The sequence below is a fragment of the Bradyrhizobium sp. CB1717 genome (assembly GCF_029714325.1).
Taxonomy (GTDB): Bacteria; Pseudomonadota; Alphaproteobacteria; order Rhizobiales; family Xanthobacteraceae; genus Bradyrhizobium.
Window position 1 is genome coordinate 119,580 of record NZ_CP121666.1, and the last position, 21,981, is coordinate 141,560.

At 64.7% G+C, this 21,981-nt stretch carries 22 protein-coding genes and 1 tRNA gene; 8 read left to right on the forward strand and 15 right to left on the reverse strand.

Features of this window, described 5'->3' with window-relative positions; genetic code table 11:
• Positions 1-115: 115 nt before the first annotated feature.
• The 3 genes from QA649_RS00520 (at position 116) to QA649_RS00530 (ending at position 1,636) form a co-directional block, all read left to right on the forward strand.
• On the forward strand, positions 116-541 hold the full coding sequence (locus QA649_RS00520) for an Hsp20 family protein (protein WP_011083554.1): 426 nt from the start codon (positions 116-118) through the stop codon (positions 539-541).
• Between the two features lie 50 nt (positions 542-591).
• The gene (locus QA649_RS00525; protein ID WP_018645064.1) at positions 592-864 is read left to right on the forward strand and encodes a DUF1150 domain-containing protein; all 273 of its coding nucleotides are present in this window, start codon (positions 592-594) and stop codon (positions 862-864) included.
• A gap of 181 nt (positions 865-1,045) precedes the next feature.
• Positions 1,046-1,636: a GNAT family protein gene (locus tag QA649_RS00530; protein ID WP_283022508.1), complete on the forward strand. Its 591-nt coding sequence runs from the start codon at positions 1,046-1,048 to the stop codon at positions 1,634-1,636.
• Positions 1,637-1,668: 32 nt separating this feature from the next.
• Here the strand turns inward: QA649_RS00530 and QA649_RS00535 are convergent, their stop codons facing one another.
• From QA649_RS00535 to QA649_RS00580, 10 genes are all read right to left on the reverse strand, one after another.
• Complete coding sequence (locus QA649_RS00535; protein WP_283022509.1) at positions 1,669-2,496, reverse strand: outer membrane beta-barrel protein; 828 nt, start codon at positions 2,494-2,496, stop codon at positions 1,669-1,671.
• Positions 2,497-2,839: 343 nt separating this feature from the next.
• A complete protein-coding gene (locus QA649_RS00540; RefSeq protein ID WP_283022510.1) occupies positions 2,840-3,952 on the reverse strand; it encodes a tetratricopeptide repeat protein in 1,113 nt (370 codons plus the stop codon).
• Positions 3,953-4,067: 115 nt separating this feature from the next.
• Positions 4,068-4,529: a PTS IIA-like nitrogen regulatory protein PtsN gene (gene ptsN, locus QA649_RS00545; RefSeq protein ID WP_008141251.1), complete on the reverse strand. Its 462-nt coding sequence runs from the start codon at positions 4,527-4,529 to the stop codon at positions 4,068-4,070.
• A 221-nt stretch (positions 4,530-4,750) separates the two neighbouring features.
• Complete coding sequence (gene raiA / locus QA649_RS00550) at positions 4,751-5,362, reverse strand: ribosome-associated translation inhibitor RaiA (protein WP_260387304.1); 612 nt, start codon at positions 5,360-5,362, stop codon at positions 4,751-4,753.
• A 169-nt stretch (positions 5,363-5,531) separates the two neighbouring features.
• Positions 5,532-7,151 carry an RNA polymerase factor sigma-54 gene (rpoN, locus tag QA649_RS00555; RefSeq protein ID WP_283022511.1) on the reverse strand — a complete coding sequence of 540 codons (1,620 nt, stop codon included), beginning with the start codon at positions 7,149-7,151 and terminating at the stop codon, positions 5,532-5,534.
• Positions 7,152-7,242: 91 nt separating this feature from the next.
• Positions 7,243-8,274, reverse strand: coding sequence for an LPS export ABC transporter ATP-binding protein (lptB, locus tag QA649_RS00560; protein ID WP_283022512.1), 1,032 nt, complete (start codon positions 8,272-8,274; stop codon positions 7,243-7,245).
• Positions 8,275-8,485: 211 nt separating this feature from the next.
• The gene (locus QA649_RS00565) at positions 8,486-9,235 is read right to left on the reverse strand and encodes an LptA/OstA family protein (protein ID WP_283022513.1); all 750 of its coding nucleotides are present in this window, start codon (positions 9,233-9,235) and stop codon (positions 8,486-8,488) included.
• 5 nt (positions 9,236-9,240) lie between these two features.
• Entirely contained in the window at positions 9,241-9,963 is a 723-nt protein-coding gene (lptC, locus tag QA649_RS00570) for an LPS export ABC transporter periplasmic protein LptC (protein WP_283022514.1), read from the reverse strand.
• 196 nt (positions 9,964-10,159) lie between these two features.
• Entirely contained in the window at positions 10,160-10,774 is a 615-nt protein-coding gene (locus QA649_RS00575) for a ribonuclease D (RefSeq protein ID WP_097663313.1), read from the reverse strand.
• A gap of 105 nt (positions 10,775-10,879) precedes the next feature.
• Positions 10,880-12,202 (reverse strand): UbiA family prenyltransferase, encoded by a 1,323-nt coding sequence (locus QA649_RS00580; protein ID WP_283022515.1) that lies wholly within the window; start codon positions 12,200-12,202, stop codon positions 10,880-10,882.
• 398 nt (positions 12,203-12,600) lie between these two features.
• Here QA649_RS00580 and QA649_RS00585 point away from each other — a divergent pair, with 398 nt between their 5' ends.
• On the forward strand, positions 12,601-13,872 hold the full coding sequence (locus QA649_RS00585; protein WP_283022516.1) for an MFS transporter: 1,272 nt from the start codon (positions 12,601-12,603) through the stop codon (positions 13,870-13,872).
• A 117-nt stretch (positions 13,873-13,989) separates the two neighbouring features.
• On the opposite strand, the gene QA649_RS00590 is transcribed toward QA649_RS00585, so the two are convergent.
• Positions 13,990-14,076 (reverse strand) — tRNA-Leu (locus QA649_RS00590).
• 149 nt (positions 14,077-14,225) lie between these two features.
• Between QA649_RS00590 and QA649_RS00595 the strand changes: the two genes are divergently transcribed.
• Positions 14,226-15,191: a complex I NDUFA9 subunit family protein gene (locus QA649_RS00595; RefSeq protein ID WP_283022517.1), complete on the forward strand. Its 966-nt coding sequence runs from the start codon at positions 14,226-14,228 to the stop codon at positions 15,189-15,191.
• A gap of 153 nt (positions 15,192-15,344) precedes the next feature.
• Here the strand turns inward: QA649_RS00595 and QA649_RS00600 are convergent, their stop codons facing one another.
• From QA649_RS00600 to QA649_RS00610, 3 genes are all read right to left on the reverse strand, one after another.
• Positions 15,345-16,085 (reverse strand): SDR family oxidoreductase, encoded by a 741-nt coding sequence (locus QA649_RS00600; RefSeq protein WP_283022518.1) that lies wholly within the window; start codon positions 16,083-16,085, stop codon positions 15,345-15,347.
• A 3-nt stretch (positions 16,086-16,088) separates the two neighbouring features.
• Positions 16,089-17,420, reverse strand: a complete 1,332-nt coding sequence (locus QA649_RS00605; RefSeq protein WP_283022519.1) for an FAD-binding oxidoreductase — start codon at positions 17,418-17,420, stop codon at positions 16,089-16,091.
• 229 nt (positions 17,421-17,649) lie between these two features.
• The gene (locus tag QA649_RS00610; RefSeq protein WP_283022520.1) at positions 17,650-18,456 is read right to left on the reverse strand and encodes an undecaprenyl-diphosphate phosphatase; all 807 of its coding nucleotides are present in this window, start codon (positions 18,454-18,456) and stop codon (positions 17,650-17,652) included.
• A 169-nt stretch (positions 18,457-18,625) separates the two neighbouring features.
• On the opposite strand from QA649_RS00610, the gene QA649_RS00615 reads away from it, so the two are divergent.
• Genes QA649_RS00615 through QA649_RS00625 form a run of 3 tightly spaced genes read left to right on the forward strand, consistent with a single transcriptional unit; the run spans position 18,626 to position 21,281 of the window.
• Positions 18,626-19,318 carry a glutathione S-transferase family protein gene (locus QA649_RS00615; RefSeq protein WP_018645042.1) on the forward strand — a complete coding sequence of 231 codons (693 nt, stop codon included), beginning with the start codon at positions 18,626-18,628 and terminating at the stop codon, positions 19,316-19,318.
• Positions 19,267-20,448 (forward strand): tRNA epoxyqueuosine(34) reductase QueG, encoded by a 1,182-nt coding sequence (gene queG, locus QA649_RS00620; protein ID WP_283022521.1) that lies wholly within the window; start codon positions 19,267-19,269, stop codon positions 20,446-20,448. Before QA649_RS00615 ends, queG begins: the two co-directional genes overlap by 52 nt.
• Before the next feature lie 32 nt (positions 20,449-20,480).
• Entirely contained in the window at positions 20,481-21,281 is an 801-nt protein-coding gene (locus QA649_RS00625; RefSeq protein ID WP_283022522.1) for an acyl-CoA thioesterase domain-containing protein, read from the forward strand.
• A 156-nt stretch (positions 21,282-21,437) separates the two neighbouring features.
• Here QA649_RS00625 and QA649_RS00630 read toward each other — a convergent pair whose 3' ends face one another.
• A complete protein-coding gene (locus QA649_RS00630; protein WP_283022523.1) occupies positions 21,438-21,908 on the reverse strand; it encodes a nuclear transport factor 2 family protein in 471 nt (156 codons plus the stop codon).
• Positions 21,909-21,981 lie beyond the last annotated feature (73 nt).

A 21,981-nucleotide genomic window follows, 5' to 3' on the forward strand; every position in this document is an offset into this window, starting at 1 on the left:
ACAGCCCCCGGCTACGTCCTTGAACCCACAAGCGGATATGCCCATATTGCTGACCAAGGGGCGCCTTGATCGGGCCCCGAAACACCAAAGTCGCTTCGAGAGGACTTTGTAAACTATGTCTCGTGTTCCCACGTTATCCAGTCCGTTCCTGCTGGGCTTCGACGAGATCGAGCGCGTGCTCGACCGCGTCGTCAAAGGCGCCGACGGCTACCCTCCCTACAATATCGAGAGGTGTGACCGGTCGGACGGCCAGCCCGAGCGGTTGCGCATCACGCTGGCGGTCGCCGGATTCACCCGCGACCAACTCGATGTAACCATTGAGGAAAACCAGCTCGTGATCCGCGGGCGGCAGCAGGACGACAAGACCCGGCAATACATCCATCGCGGCATCGCCGCGCGCCACTTCCAGCGCACCTTCGTGCTGGCGGAGGGGATGCTGGTGCTGGGTGCGGATCTGAAGAACGGGTTGTTGTCGATCGACCTGGCCCGGCCTGAACCGGAGAGGATCGTTAAGACAATCGCTATCAATGAGCACGAATAATGGAACGAGTAGCGGACTCGACCGCTTAGTGTTCCAGAGGAGTCGAGACCATGAGTGAAGGTCACGTTGCGTTCGAATACGAAGCCAAGAACGTCTCTCCGGAGACGCTGGCAACCCTGGGCGAAGGCCATATCGCCTATGTGAAACAGATCCGTTCCGAGGACGTGCCGGACCTGTTCCCCGAGGCGCCCAAGATTGCGCCGGGCCTCAAGCTCTTCGCACTCCACGCCGCCGACGGCACGCCGATCATGCTGACCGACAGCCGCGAAGCCGCGGTCGCCAACGCCTGGAGCAACGAGCTGCAAGCCGTCAGCGTGCACTGAGCGCGCGCGCGTCGCACGACTAGAATTTTTAGCGGGCATGCCTTCGGACGAAGGCGTGCCCGTTTTGCTTTGACGGGTGGAGCCAGCCATCCGAGACCTCCACGTTGCGCCGTCCAAATTGATCGTCGAATTCGAAGCTGCTTAGATGCGGCATGTCGCTCAAAGCTGAACGTCTGCCCAATTGTGGTTTCCGGCCGGGCGCTATTTCCTGCGGACCGTCAAGCGCGATGATGCCTCGCAGCGCTGGGCGGACTGGTTGTCCGATCCCTGGACCGTGCACGTCCTCAACACGTCACCGCGCGCGATGACCAAGGCGGAGATCGCCGACTACATCAAGACCTTCGACCAGCGCGAACGACTCCTGCTCGGGATCTTCGAGCGCGGCAGCCGCACGCATGTCGGCTTCATCCGCCTCGACATCAACGCGGCGGCGAGCGAGGCGCTTGTCAGCGCCGTGATCGGAGAAAAGGAGCACCGCAATGCCGGAGCAACGGTGAACACCTTCATTCCGCTGCTCAAGTTCGTGTTCGATGATCTCAGACTGAGCCGCATCCGAGCGTTCGTGCTGGAGCGCAATCAGACGACGATTCAATATCTGTCGAAGCTCGGATGGACGCTCGAGCCCGAACCCGAAAAGCCGGTGCGATCGCACACCGACGGATCGTCGCTGGTGCTGCGTCGGATGACCTGGGACCGGCCGGGTTTCCAGACCTGGCTGAAGAGCCCGATCGGGCTGCGGATCGTCAATCGCATGGAAGCGGCGCGGGGCTAAGCCCGGCCGCTCCTGACATCACGCAGATATCGTCAGTATCTCGCGACGGACGATCCACCGAAGCGGTAGTTGATGCCGACCTTCACGATGTCGATGTCCTGGCGGATATCGAGCGACGCGGTGATCGCGCGCTCAGGATGCGCAAAGCCGACGCGCTTGCTGTCGAAACCGTAGTGATCGTACTCGACCAGGGCCGACCAGTTCGGCGCGAACGCCCACTCGAGGCCAACGCCGGCAGTCCAGCCGACTCGGTCGGTGCTGGCGCTGGAGTTACAAGCTACGAAGAAGGCAAACGGTCCGCAGCTGGCTCCAGCGATGAAGGCAAAATTGTTCAAGCTGTAGCGATCATGCGCAAAGCCGACGCCGCCCTTGCCATAGACCAGGAACCGATCCCAGGTGTAGCCGACACGTCCCGTGATACTGGCGACCCAATCAGTTCGGCTCGAGAGCGTTGCCGGATTTCCGGCTTTGCCGCCGAAGAACGGATCGTTCGCAACGCCATGAATATCGGTTGCGGTGAAATCGCCCGCGATGCCGATGACCCAATTGTTCGAGAACTGGTAGTCGCAGCCCACTTGTGCGCCGCCGACGGCGCCAACGTCTCCATTCACGCCGATTCGGTCACCCGGCACCAAGCCGGTCGTCATCACCACACCGGGAGCCAGCGTCGAAATGCCCGGATCCGTGAAGCCCGTCCGGCTCGCGCCCCCACCAACATGGCCGCCGACATAGCAGCCAGTCCAGCTGAAGGGGACGGCCGCCGCGACCGGTGCTTTCGTGTAGGGACGAGCTCCCAAATCGGCACCTTGAGCAGAGCCTGCGACAATCAGAGCAGACGTCGCCAGCAGCAGTCGTTTCATTCGTCACCCCCCGAACAATCAGCGATAGAAATTACCGGCAAGGTACATCGGCCGGCCTTCACGCGCTGTATTCGGTCAGCAACACTCCGATATATTTGGTAATTGGGTATTGTTCTAAAGTGAACACAAGACGCCGCGGCACGACGCCCTAGGCTTGAAGACGGCGCTTCAGGCTGAAATCTCCGATCAGGAGGAGCCTTCGGCCTGAGCCAGGCTGCTGAAGGCTCCGCATTGTCATTGCGAGCGCAGCGAAGCAATCCAGAATCTTTCCGCGGAGGGACTCTGGATTGCTTCGCTGCGCTCGCAATGACGGAGTGTGAGGCAGCAGCGAGGGCCTCTCTCGTCACTTCACAAAGCCGAGCCCTTCACGCGCGGTGTCCACGGCCCATTTGTCGTTTGGCGGCAGCGCGAGCACGCTGTTGAAATCGGCGCGTGCATGTTTGCGGTCGGACATCATCATGTAGAGGAGACCTCGGTTGACCAGCGTATCCTGGTTGTTGGGATCGAGTCGAAGCGCCTCGTTGTAATCGGCGAGCGCGCGCTCGTGCTGTCCCATGTCCCGAAACACCCCGGCGCGATCCTTGTAGCCGTCCAAATATCCCGGCTGCAGCCGAATCGCTTCGTCGAGATCGGCAACGGCGCGTTTGTCGTCGCCCTTCATGTGCAGGACGACGCCTCGAACGCGATAGGCTTTCTCGAACGACGGCATGATCCTGGTGACGTCATCCAGCTCCCGGATGGTGCCGTCGGCATCGTCCTTTTTCAGGAACACCATGGCCCGGCAATAGTGGCCACCGGCACTTCCCGGCTCCAGACGGACGGCACTGTCGCAGTCCTCAAGAGCTGCATCGATCTCGCCCTTGTTGAGATGGATGTTACTGCGCAGCTCGTAGGGCCACGCGGCCGCCGGATTGCGCTGCATCGCCTCGGTGTAATCGGCGACGGCGCGATCGGTATCGCCCTTCGCCGCATACACCTCTCCGCGCCTGACGAGCGCACGGTAAGCCTGCTTGGGGCTGCGCTCGATGGCCTCGGTGAAGCCCGCGATCGCGAGATCGAAATTACGCTTGTTGAAATATTCCTCTGCGCGCGAGGTGTAGGACGGTCCGTAAGCAGGATCGAGGCGAATGGCCTCGTTGTAGTCGGCCATGGCGTGATCGCGATCGCCTTTGGCGGAATAGGCGCGCCCGCGGCAATGATAGGCCCGCCCGAAATTCGGATCGATGCGTATCGCAGCGCTGCAATCCTCGAAGGCGCGAGTCCAGTCATGCTTGAGGTAGTTAGCTTCCCCGCGCAGCTCGTAAGCGACGGCATTTGCCGGATCGGCTGCGATGATCTCGGTCTTTTCCGCGATGACGCGGTCGTTCGACGCTTCGTCTGCGCGGGCCACGGCCGTGGCGGCAATGATGACGGAACAAAGCAGACCGAAAACCCGGCCGATGGAACCGCAAATCATGTCTCAAGAATCCTGCGCCGAAACCGTGCCGGTCGGACGCGTGCGGAATCTGATCGACAGCGCCCAGCTGCCAATATGTCGCAGGCGGCGCGGTGCGGGTTCGAACGGGCGGGGTTTAAGCCGCGGTCGCCGGCGGCAGGGCCAGCACCGAATAGATCGCCTGGGCATCGCGCGAGGCGCGGAGCTTCTTGGCGATGTCCTGGTCGCGGAGGAGGCGGGCGATGCGGGCGAGTGCCTTGAGGTGGTCGGCACCGGCGCCTTCGGGGGCGAGCAGCAGGAAGACGAGGTCGACCGGCTGGCCGTCCATCGCCTCGAAATCGATCGGACGATCGAGGCGCGCGAACAGGCCGAAAATCTTTTCCAGCTTGGGCAGCTTGCCGTGGGGGATGGCGACGCCGTAGCCGACCGCGGTGGTGCCGAGCTTCTCACGCTGCAGCAGCACCTCGAACACCGAGCGTTCGTTCTGCCCGGTGAGCTCAGCGGCCTTCGCCGCAAGCTCCTGCAGGGCCTGCTTCTTGCTGTTGACCTTCAATGCCGGGAGAATCGCCTCGGGTGCGACCAGATCGGTAATCGGCATGGAAGGTTTCCGAGGTGAATTAAACCGACAGGTTCCGAATTGGCCAGCTTGGAAAGAACCACGCCGGGCCGGCGTCAAGAAGGTGAAGCAGGAGGGGGACTTAGCCCCGATCCTGATGTGGGGCGCTTCTACTCCAACGCAATCCCGGTGCCAACTGCTGCGTGCGGCTTTGCCCGGTCATTGTTAAGGGCTGCGGATGATACGGGGCCCGATTTTGGGCCCTAACCGCCCGCCTTCCCGTCACCTTTGGCCCCGGGCGGGTCGACCCAGCCCACATTGCCGTCGGCGCGGCGGTAAATGATGTTCACGCGGCCGCTGGAGCCATGCTGGAATACCAGGCAGGGTGCCCCGCTGAGGTCCAGTTCCATGACGGCTTCGCTGACCGAGAGCTGCTTCAGCGAGGTGGTGGCCTCGGCGATGATCACAGGGCTGTAGCCGGTGATCTCCTCCTCGTCCTCCCCTTCGCCAGGCGCCTCCAGCACGTAAGCCGTGGCGTCGAGCGCGGCCAGCGCCGCATTGGCGACATGGGTCTTGCGGGCCGAACGATCCTTGAGCCGGCTCTTGTAGCGCTTGAGGCGCTTCTCGATCATCAGGAGCGCCTGGTCGGCGCTGGCATAGGCGTCGGGCGCGTTCGAGTCGGCCTCCAGCGTGATACCCGAATCCAGATGCAACGCGCAGTCGGTGCGGAAGCCGAAGCCATCCTTGGAGAGCGTGATGTGGCCGGAATAATTGCCGTCGAAATATTTGCGCAGAACCTCTTCGGTCCGGTCGGTAACGCGGCCGCGCAGGGCCTCGCCGACGCTGACACTCTTTCCGGAAATTCGAAGGGTCATGTGATGCCTCGCTTGGTTACGCCGAGCTGCGATGACGCGTCATCGCAGCTGGGGTTGTTCCCTGCGCATGGTCCGCTCGGAAAGCCGCTGGGTCCTTGTCCGGATCATGCGCATGCTTGGACCGGTCTCGATGGGGGATTGAGAGTAGCGCGATTTGGCGCGAGCGCAATCAGGCCGGCTCGGTGTTGCGGGAGCGATCGGACAGTGCGGTGGAGAGGACGTTACCAAGAGCGCTCTGCTTGTCGCGGCGGCGTTGCACCGAGGAGGGGATGCGCATGGCTTCGCGGTACTTCGCGACCGTGCGGCGGGCAATATCAATGCCCGAGGCGCGTAACCGTTCCACGATGGTGTCGTCCGACAGGATCGCGGAGGGCGCCTCCGAATCGATCAGCTGCTTGATGTGGTGGCGCACGGCTTCGGCCGAATGCGCCTCGCCGCCGTCGGCCGAGGCGATCGAGGCCGTGAAGAAATATTTCAATTCGAATGTGCCGCGATTTGTCGCCATGTACTTGTTGGCGGTGACGCGCGACACCGTGGATTCATGCATCTGGATGGCGTCGGCGACGGCCTTCAGATTCAGCGGCCGCAAATGCGCGACGCCGTGGGTGAAGAAGCCGTCCTGCTGGCGCACGATCTCGGTTGCAACTTTCAGGATGGTGCGGGCGCGCTGGTCGAGCGCGCGCACGAGCCAGGTGGCGTTCTGCAGCGCATCGGTGAAGTAGGACTTGTCGCCGTCCTTGCCGATCTTCTTCGACAGCTCGGAATAGTAGGTCTGGTTGACCAGCACGCGCGGCAAGGTGTCGCTGTTGAGCTCGACATGCCAGCCGCCGTCCGGACCCGGGCGGACATAGACGTCGGGCACCATGGTCTGGAGCCGGGCCGAGCCGAACTTCATGCCGGGCTTGGGATTGAGGCGGCGGATCTCGCCGATCATGTCGGCGATGTCCTCGTCATCGACGCCGCAGAGCTTGCGCAGGGCGGCGATGTCGCGCTTGGCAAGCAGGTCGAGATGCTCGACGAGGGCCTGCATCGCCGGGTCGTAGCGGTCGAGCTCGCGGAGCTGGATCGCCAGGCATTCGCTCAAGGAGCGCGCGCAGACGCCGGGCGGGTCGAATTTTTGCAGCACGGCGAGGACGTCCTCGACCTCCTGCAGCGACGCGCCAAGACGTTCGGCGGCCTGGCCGAGATCGGGCGGCAGGTAGCCGGCCTCGTCGACGAGGTCGATCAGGTACTGGCCGATCATGCGCTGCGCGGGTGCGGTGAAGGCGACCGAGAGCTGCTCGGCGAGATGGTCCGACAGCGTCGTCTCGGCCGCGACAAAAGCTTCGAGATTGTAGTCTTCGTCACCCGAGGCGCCGCCGCCCCATTCGGTATAGGTGGTCGGTGCCGCGTCCTGGGCGTTGCGCGCCGCGGCCTCCGCCGGCTCCTCGGAGAAGACGTTGTCCAGGCCCGTGTCCAGGGTCTGCTCGATCTCGGCGCGGGTGCCGAGATCCTTGCTCATCCATTCTTCCTGGCCCGGCTCGAAGGCCTCGCCCGAGCCACCGCCCGGCTCGTCGCCGTTGCTGCCGCCGAAATCATCGCCGTCGCTGAACTGGCCGGCCTCGGCCGGGGCCTCGGTGGGCGCCTCGTCACTGGCCCGTTCCAGCAGGGGGTTACGCTCGAGTTCCTCTTCCACGAAGGTCGTGAGATCGAGATTGGACAATTGCAGCAGCTTGATCGCCTGCATCAGCTGCGGCGTCATGACCAGCGACTGCGATTGCCGGAACTCTAATCTCTGCGTAAGCGCCATGAAGCAAGAACCGATCCCAAAAAGTTGGTCCGATTTTTGCTTATCCTAGTCTCAGCCCGATGTACACGTCTTGACGAATTGGAAAAAAGGGCTAGAGGCGGAATTCCTCGCCAAGGTAAAGGCGGCGCACGTCCGGATCGGCGACGATCTCATCCGGGCTACCCTCGGTCAGGATTTCACCGGCATAGACGATGTAGGCACGATCGGTGAGGCCGAGCGTCTCGCGCACATTGTGGTCGGTGATGAGCACGCCGATGCCGCGATTGGTGAGATGGCGAACGAGATCCTGGATGTCGCCGACCGCGATTGGATCGATGCCGGCGAAGGGCTCGTCGAGCAGCATGTAGTTCGGACGCGTCGCCAGCGCGCGCGCGATCTCGACGCGGCGACGCTCACCGCCCGACAGCGCGATCGACGGTGATTTCCGCAGGCGCGTGATGTTGAATTCGTCGAGCAGGGAGTCGAGCTGCTGCTCGCGCTTCTTGCGCGAGGGCTCGACCACTTCGAGCACGGCGCGGATGTTCTGCTCGACGGTGAGGCCGCGGAAGATCGAGGCCTCCTGCGGCAGATAGCCGATGCCGAGCCGCGCGCGCTGATACATCGGCAGCTTCGTGACGTCGTGGCCGTCGAGCTCGATCGCGCCGCGATCGGCCTTGATCAGGCCCGTGATCATGTAGAACACGGTGGTCTTGCCGGCGCCGTTGGGGCCGAGCAGGCCGACCGCCTCGCCGCGGCGCACATAGATGCTGACGCCGCGCACCACCTGGCGGCTGCCGAAACTCTTTTCCACGCTATGCACAGCCAGGAAGCCCGGCCGCTTCAGGAGCTGCGGCCCGCCGCCGTTCGGCTTGGCGGCCGCCCTGACCGGATGGACCACCTGCGCACGCGGCGTCTCGGCCTGATAGTCGGCCTGGTAATCGACCTGATAGTCCGCTTGATAGTCCCCTTGGAACTGGTCGGGCGCATGCATCGGCTGGTCGCGGGCGATCGGCGGCGCGTCCCGCACCGGGCTTGGCACCAGCCCGCCGACGCTGTCACCGAGGGCGGTGATGTCCTGACGTGCAAATCCAGGCCGGCCGCGCTTGGCGGGGCGCCGACGGAACATGCTGAAGAGATCGACCATCCCCGCCTTCTAGCTTTTCGCGGCATTCGCGCGATCTGCCGCCCCGGCTTAATCGATTCGCCGACGCAGCATGAGTGAAGGGATGTCCCATGCCCAATGAAACACGCCCGGTAAGCGGCGGACCCCGCTTCGAAAGCCCTTCGCGCTAGATACAGTCTCGCCGGGCAAGCTTCAACCTCGGATCGGGGGCATCCGAAACAAGCCGTTGAATTTACTTTGGTTTACTTGCGCCGGGCAGTTGCAAGGGCGACCCCGCGGCGGGCTTGCCGCCTTGCCCGCCCTGGGCACCCGGGCCGCAATCATTGCTGCCGCCCTGCGGCAGCAGGGCCTGCACCCTGCCGCTATCCGATTCCACCCGCGAGACGCCCGTCGTCATGTCGACCATCAGACGGTCGCCGCGCAGCACGTTCTTGCACTGCGTCAGGACCACCTGGCCGCCGCTGCCACCGAGCATGGTGATGAGGTTGGTCTTGGTGTCGAACACGGCGGTCTCGCCGGTCACCACCTGATCCTTCTGGGTGACCACCACATTGCCGCGCGCCTCGAGCCGCTTGATCGACGAGGCGCCGCCGGGCCCCGGTGTCGCCGACTGCATCGGCGCGCCGGTGCTGCTGTTCTTGGCTCCCTTCGCCGGCGGCTGCGCCGTCGCGGGCTTGTCACCACCCGACTCGTAGAACACCACCAGCGTCTTCGAGGTCATGGTGGTGTCGCCCTGCACGACCTTCACATTGCCGGCGAAGGTCGCCTCCTTCTTCTTGTCCCGCATCTCGAGCGAGGCGGCCTCGATCTGGATCGGCTGATCGCGGTTCTGCGAGAAGCCCTGCATGGCGTTCGGCACGCCCTGCATCGTGCTCTGCGCGATGGCCGCACCGCCAGCGACCAGCGCGGCGCCGAAGGCCAGCGCGGCCGCACCGATGATGGCGCGACGCTTGTCCTCGTTGCGCGGAAAAATCCTGATCATGAAAATCACTTTGAATTGGCAGACTTGTTCTTTGACTTGGCCGGCGGCGGCGCGGGCTCGGCCGGCGCAGGCTGCGCGGCGGCACCGTCGTCGAGCTTGTCCAGATGCATCACCACATTGCCTTCGAAGCGGATGACGTCGCCGCCCTCCGTGATTCGCAGGCGATCCGCGGTCAGCGTGCCGTTGGTCAGCTTGACGTCGACACGCTCGTCCGAGGAGACCGTGCCCTTGCCCATGTCGACGAAAGCCGAGTTCAGCCGCGCCTCGTAGCCGGTCGAGGTACGCAGGAAGATGTCCTTGTGCAGGTCGAGCTGCTGCTGCTTGTTGTCGAAGCGGCCGGTGCGCGCATCGAGGAACAGGGTCGACTGATCCTCCATCAGCACCTTCGCGCGCAGATCGGCGAGGTCGACATGATCGGGATCGGTGATGTCCTGCGTCGCCGTCTTGGCCCAGAGCTCGTAGGGCCGGCGGTCCGGCGTGAAGCCGGACATATGCGGCGATTCCATCGTGATCCTGGTGCCTGTCACCACGAGGTTTCCGGAGTCGAGCTTGAGAGGGATCGTGAAGGGATTGAGGAAGGTCGAGACGGAGACGATCGCGGCGATGGACGCGATCACCGTCACCGGCACCGCGACGCGCAGAATCCGCACCAGGCGGCTGTGGCGCGCCGCGGTGGCAAACTTCGCCGCAAGCGCGGCGTCGTAGGTGGGATTCTGGGCCGAATTCACCGCTGCTCCAGAGGGTCGCTCGCCTTGTCCGGTTGAAGGCCGCGCCATTGTACCCGGCGGCGACCGAATGTGCAGCCCGCGAGAGGCCGCAGGAAAGTGTCCGAAACGGGGCGCCGGCCCAGCCTATTTACGCATGATCTCTTCGGAAAACCGCTTCGCACTTTTCCGGATCATGCTTTGGAGGCCCGCTCAGGCCTCAGGAATGCGCAAAGATGTCCTCTTCCTCCCAGCCCTGGAGGTCGAGCAGAGCGCGGGTCGGCAGGAAGTCGAAACAGGCCTTTGCGAGCGCGGTGCGGCCCTCGCGGACCAGCATGGCGTCGAGCCGCTCGCGCAAGGCATGCAGATGCAGCACGTCGGAGGCGGCGTAGGCGAGCTGCGGCTCGGTCAGGCTGTCGGAACCCCAGTCGCTGGACTGCTGCTGCTTGGAGAGGTCGACGTTGAGCACCTCGCGCACGAGGTCTTTCAGGCCGTGGCGGTCGGTATAGGTGCGGGTCAGGCGGGAGGCAATCTTGGTGCAATAAATCGGCCCGGTCATGACGCCGAAGGTCTGGTACAGCACCGCGACGTCGAACCGCGCGAAATGGAAGATTTTCGTGATGGCGGGATTGGCGAGCAGAGCCTTCAGGTTCGGCGCGTCGGTGTGGCCCTTCGGGATCTGCACCACGTCGGCGCTGCCGTCGCCGGGCGAGAGCTGCACCACGCAGAGCCGGTCACGGTGCGGATTGAGCCCCATGGTCTCGGTGTCGATCGCCACCGCTCCGGTGTAACGGGACAGGTCGGGCAGGTCACCGCGGTGCAGGCGTACGGTCATGGCGTTTCAAAACCTCGGGTCGGATCGGTCTTTTGGAACAATAGGCTCATTTCGGATTGCCCGCGATGTATCCACTCGGGGCAGGTCGCGCAAGCGCCCGCTGGCTCAGATCGCGGCCAGCATGACGCAGATCATTGCCGCGACCGCCGTGCGGCTGGGCCCGTCGCGGAAGGCGTAGAGAATCGGATCATCCGGCATCTCGCGGCGATGCGCCATCATCAGGGCCCGGCCGAACCAGTACAGCAGCAGCGGGGTCATGAGCCACAGCATCCAGGGGCGGCTGTAGAGCGGCGTCACCGCGGTTGATGACACATAGAGCGAGAACACGGTCACCGCGTTCATGGCACTCGCCGCCGCCATCGCGGCGATGACATGCAGATCGGTGATCCGGTAGTCGCGGTTGGAGGGATCGGCGAGACCGGCGCCCTCGCGCATGCTGAGCTCGCTGAAGCGCTTGATCAGCGCCAGCGAGGTGAACACGAACAGCGAGAAGATCAGCAGCCATTCCGACAGCACGACGCCGACACCGACGGCGCCGGCGACGATGCGCAAGCTGTAGAGCCCGGCGAGCGTGACGACGTCGACCAGCATCTTGCGCTTGAGCACGAGCGAATAGGCGATCGTGGTGGCGAGATAGGCGCCGAGCACGCCGAGGAACAGCGGCGAGATGAAGAGGGAAGCTGCGACCGCAAACGACCACAGCACGGGGACCGCGAGCAACGCCGACGAGATCGGCAAATCGCCGGACGCGAGCGCGCGGTGGCGCTTGGTCGGATGCTGCCGGTCCGCGGCGAGGTCGAGCAGATCGTTCATCAGATAGGCGCCGGAAGCGCAGGCCGAGAACGCCAGGAACGCGAGCAGCGCGTAGCCGAGCGTCGTGAAATTCATCTGGTGCGCGGTGATGACAGGCACGAACACAAGCGTGTTCTTGGCGTATTGATAGACGCGCAGCGCCTTCGCCCAGGTCTTCAGGCTCACAGGGCTGCTGTTGCGTGCACTGACGCGCTCGATCGCGGCACGATCGAACGGCAGGCTGCCCGCGGCGAGATCGGCCGGCGTGACGACGCCATCGAAGCCGAGATGCGCGGCGATGCCGGCGGCATGATCGGCGAAGCGTCCCGCGACGAGATAGATCTTCTCGCCCCGCGCCCGCGCCGCCAGCGCCCGGTTCAGCACGTCGGGATCATAGGGCAGGTGGGCGTAGTCGATCCTGGCCCGCGCCAGGATCGCCGTGAGCGCCGCCATGCCCGCCCGTCCGCCGGCGCCGAAGCGGGCCAGCATCCGGCCGGGGCTGGAGAACAGCGCCTCCATCAGCAGCTCGGATCGCAGCATGGCGCCTTCGAGATCGATCACGAGCGTCCGCGCCGCGGCCGGATTTGCCGACGGCTCGGGGACGCCAGGATCGTACTGCCAGGCAGGCTGCTCCATCCGAAAACGCTCTTATTCGCCGCGACATGACCGGCCCGAGGGGGCCGGGGAGCAGGGGAAAGGGATGGCCGGAACCCTATGCGAACATTCGCTAAAGGCGGCTTAATCGGCCGGATTTCGGCCTACGGCAGCGGTCTTTCCGTTCCCCTTGCGGGGGAGGGTCAGGGAGAGGGGTGCCACACGGGGACTCTTTCCGTCGCGCACCTGCCCTTGATACATCCTTAACAATCTCTGCACCTTTTCCTGGGCTACCCCCCTCCCTAGCCCTCCCCCGCAAGGGGGGAGGGAACGCACCTCCGTCGGAGCGCTCGGCAAGCGCCCCGTGAAAATCGTCCGGGCATGCTTATCTGTTGCGAGCTTCCCGCACCGACTGCCCCGCTCACTGCCAATGGAATGTGATGACCGAACAAACGCTCGCCGCGCCGATCGACGATCAACAGGACCGCCAGCGCGGCTTCTCGCGCTACCAGGCGCTCCTCATCGCGCTGCTGGCGTTCACGCAGTTCACGATCATCCTCGACTTCATCATCATGTCGCCGCTCGGCGCCATCCTGATGCCCGCACTCAACATCACCGCTGCGCAGTTCGGTATCGCGGTGTCGGCCTACGCCTTCAGCGCGGGACTTTCGGGGATCCTCGCCGCCGGCTTTGCCGACCGCTTCGACCGCAAGCGCCTGCTGCTGTTCTTCTATGTCGGCTTCACGCTCGGCACCCTGCTCTGCGCAATGGCGCAGAACTACCATGTGCTGCTGATCGGCCGGATCGTGACCGGATTGTTCGGCGGCGTGATCGGCTCGGTGGTGCTCGCCATCGTCACCGACCTGTTCGCGCTGCATTTACGCGGCCGCGTGATGGGCTTCGTGCAGACCGCATTCGCCGCGAGCCAGGTGCTCGGCATTCCCGCCGGGCTGTTTCTCGCCAATCACTGGAGCTGGCAGGTCTGCTTCGTCGCGATCGTCGGCCTCTCGATCGTCACGATCGCCATCATCGCCTTCGTCATGGAGCCGGTCGACGCGCATCTCCGGCTCAAGCAGGACAGAAACCCGTTCCACCATCTGATCGCGACGGTCTTCGAGCCGCGCTATACGCTGGCCTTCGCCGTCACGACGCTGCTCGCGACCGGCGGCTACATGCTGATGCCGTTCTCCAGCGCCTACACCGTGCACAATCTCGGCATCGACATGCTGCATCTGCCGACGATCTATCTCGTCTCCGGCCTGTTCAGCATCGTCACGGGGCCGCTGGTCGGCCGCGCCAGCGACGCCTTCGGCAAATATCCGACCTTCGTGTTCGGCTGTGCGATGACCGTCGTCATGGTGCTGATCTACACCCATCTCGGCCACGTCTCGCTGACGACCGCGATCACCGTGAACGTCCTGATGTTCGTCGGCATCTTCTCGCGCATGATCCCGTCGCAGGCGCTGATGTCGGCGATCCCCGACGCGAGCCAGCGCGGCTCGTTCAGCGCGGTCAGCGCCTCGCTGCAGCAGCTCTCCGGCGGCCTCGGCTCTGTCCTCGCCGGCGCCATCATCGCGCAGGCGCCTGACGGCGCGCTGCTCCATTTCGACCGGATCGGCTACGTCGTCGTCATGACGACGATCATCACGCTGGTCGCGATGTACTTTGTACAGAAGGCGGTAGCGGAGCGGGCGGGGAAGCGGGTGGTGTGAGGGACAGGACCGATCTGGCGTACCAGGGGGGCCGTCGCGGCGGCGGTACGGGTATCGCCACCCCTGCTATCTCCATCGATCGGAAGTAGCTCTTATTTTGCGTTCAAATCCCGCAAATGGTGCCCAGGAAAGGACTCGAACCTTCACGGCCGTTAAGCCACTGGCACCTGAAGCCAGCGCGTCTACCAATTCCACCACCTGGGCATGCCGTTTGGGGCACGGAGGCGGTTACTACGGTTCGGTGACGCCGTTGTCAATTCATGCTTGGCCGGTTTTGGCGATGCGGATTGCGCATCGCAAACCGGACCGGTAGAAGCCTGATAACACGCACTCTTCCCGCAGGATTGGCTCCCATGGCATCGAATCTGGAAACTCTCGTCACGGTTTTCGGCGGATCGGGGTTTTTGGGCCGGAATGTCGTCCGCGCACTGTGCCGGCGGGATTACCGGGTCCGTGTTGCGGTGCGGCGGCCGGAACTGGCCGGATACCTGCAGCCCTCCGGCCGGGTCGGGCAGGTCCACATCGTGCAGGCCAACCTGCGCTACCCGGCCTCGGTCGAGGCGGCGCTGCGTGATTCGGATGTCGTGATCAACCTCGTGGGCGTGCTGGCCGAGAGCGGCGCGCAGACCTTCGACGCCGTCCAGGCCAAGGGCGCCGAGACCGTCGCCAAGGCGGCCGCGGCTGCCGGCGCGCGCCTGGTGCATGTCTCCGCGATCGGCGCCGACGCCGAATCGCCCTCGCTCTATGCCAGGACCAAGGCGGCCGGCGAGGCGGCGGTGCTGGCCGCGGTGCCCTCGGCCACGATCTTCCGCCCCTCCGTGGTGTTCGGCCCCGAGGACCAGTTCACCAACCGCTTTGCGGCGCTGGCCCGGATGTCGCCGGTGTTGCCGCTGATCGGCGGCGAGACGAAGATGCAGCCGGTCTATGTCGGCGACGTCGCCACCGCGATCGCGGATGCCGTCGACGGCAAGGCCAAGGCCGGCGCCACCTACGAGCTCGGCGGGCCGGAAGTGCTGACCATGCGCGAGATCATCGAGGCGATCCTCGAGATCACCGCCCGCAAGCGGATGCTGGTGCCGCTGTCGTTCGGCCTCGCCCGCTTCCAGGCCAACTTCCTGCAATTCGCGCCGGGCGCGTTCAAGCTGACGCCGGACCAAGTCACGTTGCTCGAGCGCGACAATATCGTGTCCGATGCGGCGAAGGCGGCCGGGCTGACGCTGGAGGGGCTCGGCATCACGGCCGATTCGCTGGAGGCAATCGCCCCGCAATACCTCTGGCGCTTCCGCGCGGCCGGTCAGTTCCAGCGCATGAGCGTGTGAGTTTCACCTCTCCCGCTTGCGGGATCGGGTGAGGGCTTTCTCCTCTTGGGGGTTCTCGCCCGCGGAGAGGCCCCTCACCCCAACCCTCTCCCCGTAAGAACGGGGCGAGGGGGCGCACTGCCGTTGCGGCCGCCGCGCAAATCCTTCGACACTTCAAAACTTCAGCTTCTTGAACACCGCTTCCGGCAGCGTCTTGATGATCAGCATCACGAGGCGCCATTTGCCGCTGACATAGACGACGTCGGTCTTGTTCTCGACGGCGCGCAGGATCGCATCGCCGACGACCGGCGCCTCGACGGTGAGCGGGCCGATCAACTTCATGCCCTCGGTCATTTTGGTGCGGACGAAGCCGGGCTTCACCGTGACGACGTGCACGCCGCCGCGGCTGGCGCGGGCGCGCAGGCCCGAGAGGAAGCCGGAGAAGCCGGCCTTGGCGGAGCCGTAGACATAGTTGGAGGCGCGGCCGCGATCGCCGGCGACCGACGAGACGCCGACGAGCGTGCCGCTGCCGCGGCCTAAAAACTTTTCCGCGAACAGGCCGAGGATCAGCGACGGTCCCTCGTAATTGGAGCGCATGATCGTGGTGGCGTGGGCGAGATCGCTCTGCGCACTCTCCTGCGTGCCGAGCAGTCCGACGATCGAGATGACGACATCGGGCAGCGTCGGGAGACTGCCGACAAAGCCCTCGAACGCGGCGGTGTCGAGCACGTCGAACCTGTAGACACCGACCTCGACGCTGTAGCGCGTGCGCAGATCGGCGGCGTCAGGGTCCAGCGCGGCGACATCGCGGCCGGCGAGGCCGACATCGTACCCCGCCTTGGCAAAGGCGCGCGCGGCGGCGCGGCCGATATCGGAGGAGCCACCCAGCACCAGAACGGACTTGCGTGACGTCACGGCCTAGACCTCATCAAACAGGCGTTGTGAAAGTTTCGAGCGGATGTTGCCGTTGGGATCGAGCGATTTGCGGATCGCGTTGAAGCGGCGCAAGGCCGGATAGCCGGCCTCGAACGTGGTGCGCGACTGGCGCGCGTCCTTGGCGAGATAAAGCCGGCCGCCGGCAGCGACGACCAGACGGTCGATCTCGTCGAGGAAGTCCAGGATGTCGCCGTTCACGGGGAAATCCAGCGCCAGCGTGTAGCCGGGCAGCGGAAACGACATGAGGCCGTCGCCCTGGCCGAGCTTCTTCAGCACGGCGAGGAAGGAGGCATCGCCGCGACGCGCGACGCGTTCGAGGATGTCGCCGAGCACGGCGCGCGCGCCAGCTTCCGGGATCACGCATTGGTGCTGCAGGAAACCGCGCTTGCCATAGATGCGATTCCAGTCGCTGAGGCTGTCGAGCGGGAAGAAATAGGGATAGAGCGAGACCACATGGCTGCCGCCGGCGCGCCGCGCGCCCATGCGGTAGTAGAGCTCGTTGAAGGCGCGGATGCTGTAGCGGTTCAGCGTCATCGACGGCATGTCGATGGGTACGCTGAGGCCGGGATCTTTGCCGACCGGAAATGCGTCGGCACCGTCCGCAAGCTCATCCTTATTGGCGTGCTCGCCGAGATAGATCAGCGATCGGCCAAGACTTCGCCCGCGCGCGGCGCAATCGATCCACGCCACCGAATAGGTCGCGGTATCGCCCGCATCGAGCGCACGCATCGCGGCGTCGAGATCGGATGCGGAGATCACCCGCTCGCGGATCCAGCCCGTTTCGACCGGCCGCAGCCGTATCGTCGCTTCGAGAATGACACCGGTGAGGCCCATGCCGCCGACGGTCGCGAAGAAGGCATCGGAGTTCTGTTCGCGCGAGACCTCGATGGTCTCGCCCTCGCCGGTGCGCAGCAGGATGCTGTCGAGGTAGCGGCCGAAGCCGCCCTCACAATGATGGTTCTTGCCGTGCACGTCGGACGCGATGGCGCCGCCGACCGAGACGAAGCGCGTGCCGGGCACGACGAAGGGCAGGAAGCCGCGCGGGCCGAAAGTGTCGATCAGGTCCGCCAGCAGCACGCCGGCCTCGAGGCGAATGCGGCCCGTGGCCGGGTCGAACGACCTGATCCGGTCGAACCCGGTCATCCCAACGGTCCTGGCAGCGCCGATCGCGGCATCGCCATAGGCGCGGCCGTTGCCCCGCGCCACCGAGCCGGTCACATCAGCGACGGCGTCGCCCACGGCCTCGAACGAGCGCGGACGCAGCAGATCGGTATCGACGACCGGGAAGCGTCCCCAGCCGGAGACGAGGGTCATGGTTCAGCTCCTGTGCCGGGCGGGGGCCGCCCTGCGTTGGAAACTGCCTACCGGTCAAAAGCTTATTTTACGTTGAAGGCGTGAGCGAGATGCCCCGTAGCCCGGATGGAGCCAACGGGTCGCGCAAACGCGCGCCCGATGACAGGCTCCGCGAAATCCGGGAATCGTGCCCTGGGCATAGCGGTCCCGGATTACGCTTACGCTCCATCCGGGCTAGGGGGCCTCGAACTTAACGCCCCAGCGCCAGCGCAATCAGACCGAGCGTGCCGACGATGACGCGCCACCAGGCGAACACCACGAAACCGTGGCGGGTGACGTAGGTCAGGAACGTCTTCACCACGATGATCGCGGTGATGAACGACACGACGAAGCCGATCGCGACGATGCCCATGTGGTCCATCGTCATCTCGGAGCGGTTCTTGTAGAAGTCGTAGGCGAACGCGCCGATCATGGTGGGAATGGCGAGGAAGAACGAAAACTCCGCCGCCGCGCGCTTGTCGGCGCCGAGCAGCATCGCGGCGACGATGCTGGCGCCGGAGCGCGACACGCCCGGGATCATCGCGACGCACTGCGCGATGCCGATATAGAGATACATCAGCAGCGGGAACCTGGTGGCGTCGTGCTCGCGCGGCTTGAGGTCGAGCTTGTCGACCCAGAGCAGGATGGCGCCGCCGACGATCAGCGTGAAGCAGACGACCCAGGGGTTGAACAGCACGCTCTTGATGTATTTGCCGGCAACGAGGCCGACGACGACGGCGGGCAGGAACGCCACCAGCACGCCGATCACGAAACGGCGCGCATAGGCATCGCCCGTGAAGAAGCCGATCACGACGTCCCAGAGCTTCCTGAAATACAGCCCGACGATCGCGAGGATCGCACCCAGCTGGATCAGAACGGTAAACGAATCCCAGAAGGCGCCTTCACCAAGATGGAAGAAACGCTCGGCAAGCAGCAGGTGGCCGGTCGAGGACACGGGAAGGAACTCGGTCACACCCTCGATGATGCCGAGGATCACTGCCCGTATTGCATCTGACATATTTACGGTCCATTTCGGCTGGAAAAGCGGGGCTCTTCTCGCCTATTCCCCCCAATGCTGCAATCGCTAAATGCGGCATCACGCTCTTGCTTCGCGGTTTTGAAGGACTAGTGTGGCGCCGCACAAACATTGATGGATTCTTAAGCACCATCAAATAGTCAAAGGCTTCATGTTTACGCTGTTTCATCATCCGTTCTGTCCGCATTCGCGCTTCATCCGCCTGATCGCGGGCGAATACGGGCTCGACCTCAAGCTGGTCGAAGAACGCAGCTGGGAACGGCGCGAGGCATTTTTGCTGCTCAACGCGGCAGGCACCACGCCGGTGCTGGTGGACGACGAGCAGCCGCCGATCCCGGGCGCGGCGATCATCGCCGAATATGTCGACGAGGCCTATGGCGCCGGGATGGGACCGAAGCGCCTGATGCCGGAGACGGTCACCGAGCGCGTCGAGGTGCGCCGGCTGATGGCCTGGTTCAACGAAAAGTTCTTCGAGGAGGTTTCGCATCCTCTCGTCACCGAGCGCATCTACAAGCGCTTCATGAGCGAGGAGAATGGCGGCGGTCCGCCATCGGCCGACGTGATGCGCGCGGCCAAGGCAAACGTGCGCTATCATCTGGCCTATATCGGCTGGCTGGCGCAGACGCGTAACTTCCTCGCCGGCGACCGGCTGACCTACGCGGATCTCGCCGCCGCGGCGCATCTCTCGGCGATCGACTATCTGGGCGACGTGCCATGGAGCGAGGACGACGCAGCAAAGGCGTGGTACGCGCGGGTGAAATCCCGCCCGTCGTTCCGTCCGCTCTTGAGCGAGTGGCTGGCCGGCGTGCCGGCGTCGCGGACCTACGTGGACCTGGATTTCTGAGCTCCGATCCGACTGAACTGAAGGCAGCGCTCGAACGCGAGGCGCGCGCGCTCGGCTTCGACTGCGTCGGCGTCACGGCACCCGGCACGATCGAGATCGCCGGACAGTATTTTCTCGAATTCATCGCGTCGGGCGGACACGGCGACATGGACTGGCTCGCCGCGCAGCCGGAGCGGCGGGTCGATCCGCGCGGACTTTGGGCCGATGTGCGCAGCGTCATCATGCTCGGCGTCAATTACGGTCCCGACTCCGATCCACTGGCGATCCTGAAAGAGCGCACGCGGGCGGCGATATCGGTCTATGCGCAGGGCGACGACTATCACGACCTCATCAAGAAGCGGCTGAAAGCGCTGGCACGGTGGCTGGTCGCGACCGCGCCGTCGGACGTGAAAGTGTTCGTCGACACCGCGGCCGTGATGGAGAAGCCGCTTGCGCAAGCCGCGCATCTGGGCTGGCAGGGCAAGCACACCAATCTGGTCTCGCGCGAGTTCGGCTCCTGGCTGTTCCTCGGCGCGATCTACACCACGCTGGATCTGCCGCGTGACGATGCCGAGATCGATCATTGCGGCTCGTGCCGGGCGTGTCTCGACATCTGCCCGACCGCAGCATTCCCCGCGCCCTACAAGCTCGATGCGCGGCGCTGCATCTCGTATCTGACCATCGAGAACAAGGGGCCGATCCCGCACGAGTTTCGCAAAGCCATCGGCAATCGCATCTACGGCTGCGACGATTGCCTCGCGGCATGCCCCTGGAACAAGTTTGCGCAGGAGGGACGCGAGGCCAAGCTCGCGGCGCGTGACGAATTGCGCGCACCATCGCTTGCCGAACTTGCACGGCTGGATGATGCCGCGTTTCGCGCGCTGTTCACGAAGTCGCCGGTCAAGCGCATCGGCCGCGACCGCTTCCTGCGCAACGTGCTGATCGCGATCGGCAACTCGGGCGATGTGGCGCTGGCGGGGGAGGCGCGGCGATTGCTGGATGATGAGAGCACGCTGGTGCGAGGGGCTGCGGTGTGGGCGCTGGGGCAGCTGTTGCCGGAGGAAGAATTCGTTGCATCCAGGACGAGCGCCATCACGCACGAGCGCGACGAGACCGTTCGTGAGGAGTGGCGGGCCGCTTCCCAGACTTGATTTCCCCACCCGTTCCCTGAAAAGTCGCGCGCATGACAACAAACATGCCCTTCTTCACCCGCGACGGCGATACATTCCACCCGACGGAAGTCGCGAACGGTCCGTGGGACCCGAAATCGCTGCACGGGCGCGTCATCGTCGGCCTGCTCGGCTTCGCCATCGAGGAGCGTCATTCCGGCCCCGAATTCGTGCCGGCGCGGCTCACGGTCGACATGTTCCGGCTGCCGACCATCGACAAGCCGATCGAAGTGACGACGCGGCTCGTCCGCGACGGACTGCGCATCCGCGTGGTCGAAGCGGAGTTCGTTTCCGGCGGCGTCAGCATGGCGCGCGCTTCGTGCCAGCTGCTGCGCAAAACGCAGAATCCTGACGGCAATGTCTGGTCGCCGCCGAACTGGGACGTGCCGAAGCCATCGGACATTCCAAAGCCGACCGATCCCAGGCTCGGCATGCACGGCAAATGGACGACGCGCCCGATCGTCGGGCACATGGGCTCGCTCGGGCAGCGCCGGCTCTGGATGAGCGAGGTGCGCGAGCTCGTCGCGGGCGTTGCGATGACGCCGTTCGTGCATGTCGCCGTTGGTGCCGATTTCGCCAGTCCGTTTGCGAACGCCGGCGACAAGGGGCTCGGCTACATCAACAGCGACGTCACGATCTATCTGCATCGCCTGCCGGTGACGAACTGGATCGGCTTCGACGTGGTCAATCACCAGGCGACGGATGGTGTCGCAATCGGCGAGTGCTGGCTCTACGACGAACAGGGCCCGATCGGCACCGCGACGGTCGCAGCGCTGGCACAGCGCAAGCCGATGCCGAAGGTGTCGCCGCCGTAGTTGGAATCGCAGACATCAGCCGCTTGCACCGCTGCGCTCCCTCCCCCCTTGCGGGGGAGGGTGTGGGAGAGGGGTAGCCACAAGCGAGATCTGAGTTCGTGGCCACCCCTTCCTGCCCCTCCCCCGCAAGGGGGGAGGGAATGAGAGAGCGGTGCATTACGCCAGATGCCGCTGCATCTCGGGCCGCGCCTTCAGCTCAGCGCCCTGCTTGGCGACGATCTTGGCAATTCGCTCCGGCGCGAACTTCAGATCGACGAACGCCGGCGCGGTGTTGGCGACCTCGTGATAACAGGCGATCCTGCCGTCACGCAGCCTCATGATCGCCACGCCCTCGAACATCGCCCGCGCGCCGTTCGCTTCGGGCAAGGTCGAACGATAGCTGAAAGTGTAGCGCACATAGAGCGTGGTGCCGTCGGTGACGGGATCATGCATGTCCCAGCGGAAGTCGGTCGCCGTGCGATAGAACCAGTCGTCGATCATCGCGGCGATCTTCTCGCGGCCTGCGAACGCGCCGTAGAAGACGTCGTGATAGACGCCGTCCTCGGTGAACAACTCGGCGAAGGCACGGCCGTTGCGCTGTTCGACGGCGTCGCAGAAGGCGCGCAGCATGGCGGCGGTGGTGGTCATAGTGCCTCCCGGTGTTTCTTATTGTGCCCTCGCCCCTTGTGGGAGAGGGCAGCTCCGCTCTTCGACACGCATT

Coding starts and splice junctions, on each gene's coding strand:
- QA649_RS00520 (WP_011083554.1), top strand. CDS start 116: ATGTCTCGTGTTCCCACGTTATCCAGTCCGTTCCTGCTGGGCTTCGAC.
- QA649_RS00525 (WP_018645064.1), top strand. CDS start 592: ATGAGTGAAGGTCACGTTGCGTTCGAATACGAAGCCAAGAACGTCTCT.
- QA649_RS00535 (WP_283022509.1), bottom strand. CDS start 2,496: ATGAAACGACTGCTGCTGGCGACGTCTGCTCTGATTGTCGCAGGCTCT.
- QA649_RS00540 (WP_283022510.1), bottom strand. CDS start 3,952: ATGATTTGCGGTTCCATCGGCCGGGTTTTCGGTCTGCTTTGTTCCGTC.
- ptsN (WP_008141251.1), bottom strand. CDS start 4,529: ATGCCGATTACCGATCTGGTCGCACCCGAGGCGATTCTCCCGGCATTG.
- raiA (WP_260387304.1), bottom strand. CDS start 5,362: ATGACCCTTCGAATTTCCGGAAAGAGTGTCAGCGTCGGCGAGGCCCTG.
- rpoN (WP_283022511.1), bottom strand. CDS start 7,151: ATGGCGCTTACGCAGAGATTAGAGTTCCGGCAATCGCAGTCGCTGGTC.
- lptB (WP_283022512.1), bottom strand. CDS start 8,274: ATGGTCGATCTCTTCAGCATGTTCCGTCGGCGCCCCGCCAAGCGCGGC.
- QA649_RS00565 (WP_283022513.1), bottom strand. CDS start 9,235: ATGATCAGGATTTTTCCGCGCAACGAGGACAAGCGTCGCGCCATCATC.
- QA649_RS00575 (WP_097663313.1), bottom strand. CDS start 10,774: ATGACCGTACGCCTGCACCGCGGTGACCTGCCCGACCTGTCCCGTTAC.
- QA649_RS00580 (WP_283022515.1), bottom strand. CDS start 12,202: ATGGAGCAGCCTGCCTGGCAGTACGATCCTGGCGTCCCCGAGCCGTCG.
- QA649_RS00585 (WP_283022516.1), top strand. CDS start 12,601: ATGACCGAACAAACGCTCGCCGCGCCGATCGACGATCAACAGGACCGC.
- QA649_RS00595 (WP_283022517.1), top strand. CDS start 14,226: ATGGCATCGAATCTGGAAACTCTCGTCACGGTTTTCGGCGGATCGGGG.
- QA649_RS00605 (WP_283022519.1), bottom strand. CDS start 17,420: ATGACCCTCGTCTCCGGCTGGGGACGCTTCCCGGTCGTCGATACCGAT.
- QA649_RS00610 (WP_283022520.1), bottom strand. CDS start 18,456: ATGTCAGATGCAATACGGGCAGTGATCCTCGGCATCATCGAGGGTGTG.
- QA649_RS00615 (WP_018645042.1), top strand. CDS start 18,626: ATGTTTACGCTGTTTCATCATCCGTTCTGTCCGCATTCGCGCTTCATC.
- QA649_RS00625 (WP_283022522.1), top strand. CDS start 20,481: ATGACAACAAACATGCCCTTCTTCACCCGCGACGGCGATACATTCCAC.
- QA649_RS00630 (WP_283022523.1), bottom strand. CDS start 21,908: ATGACCACCACCGCCGCCATGCTGCGCGCCTTCTGCGACGCCGTCGAA.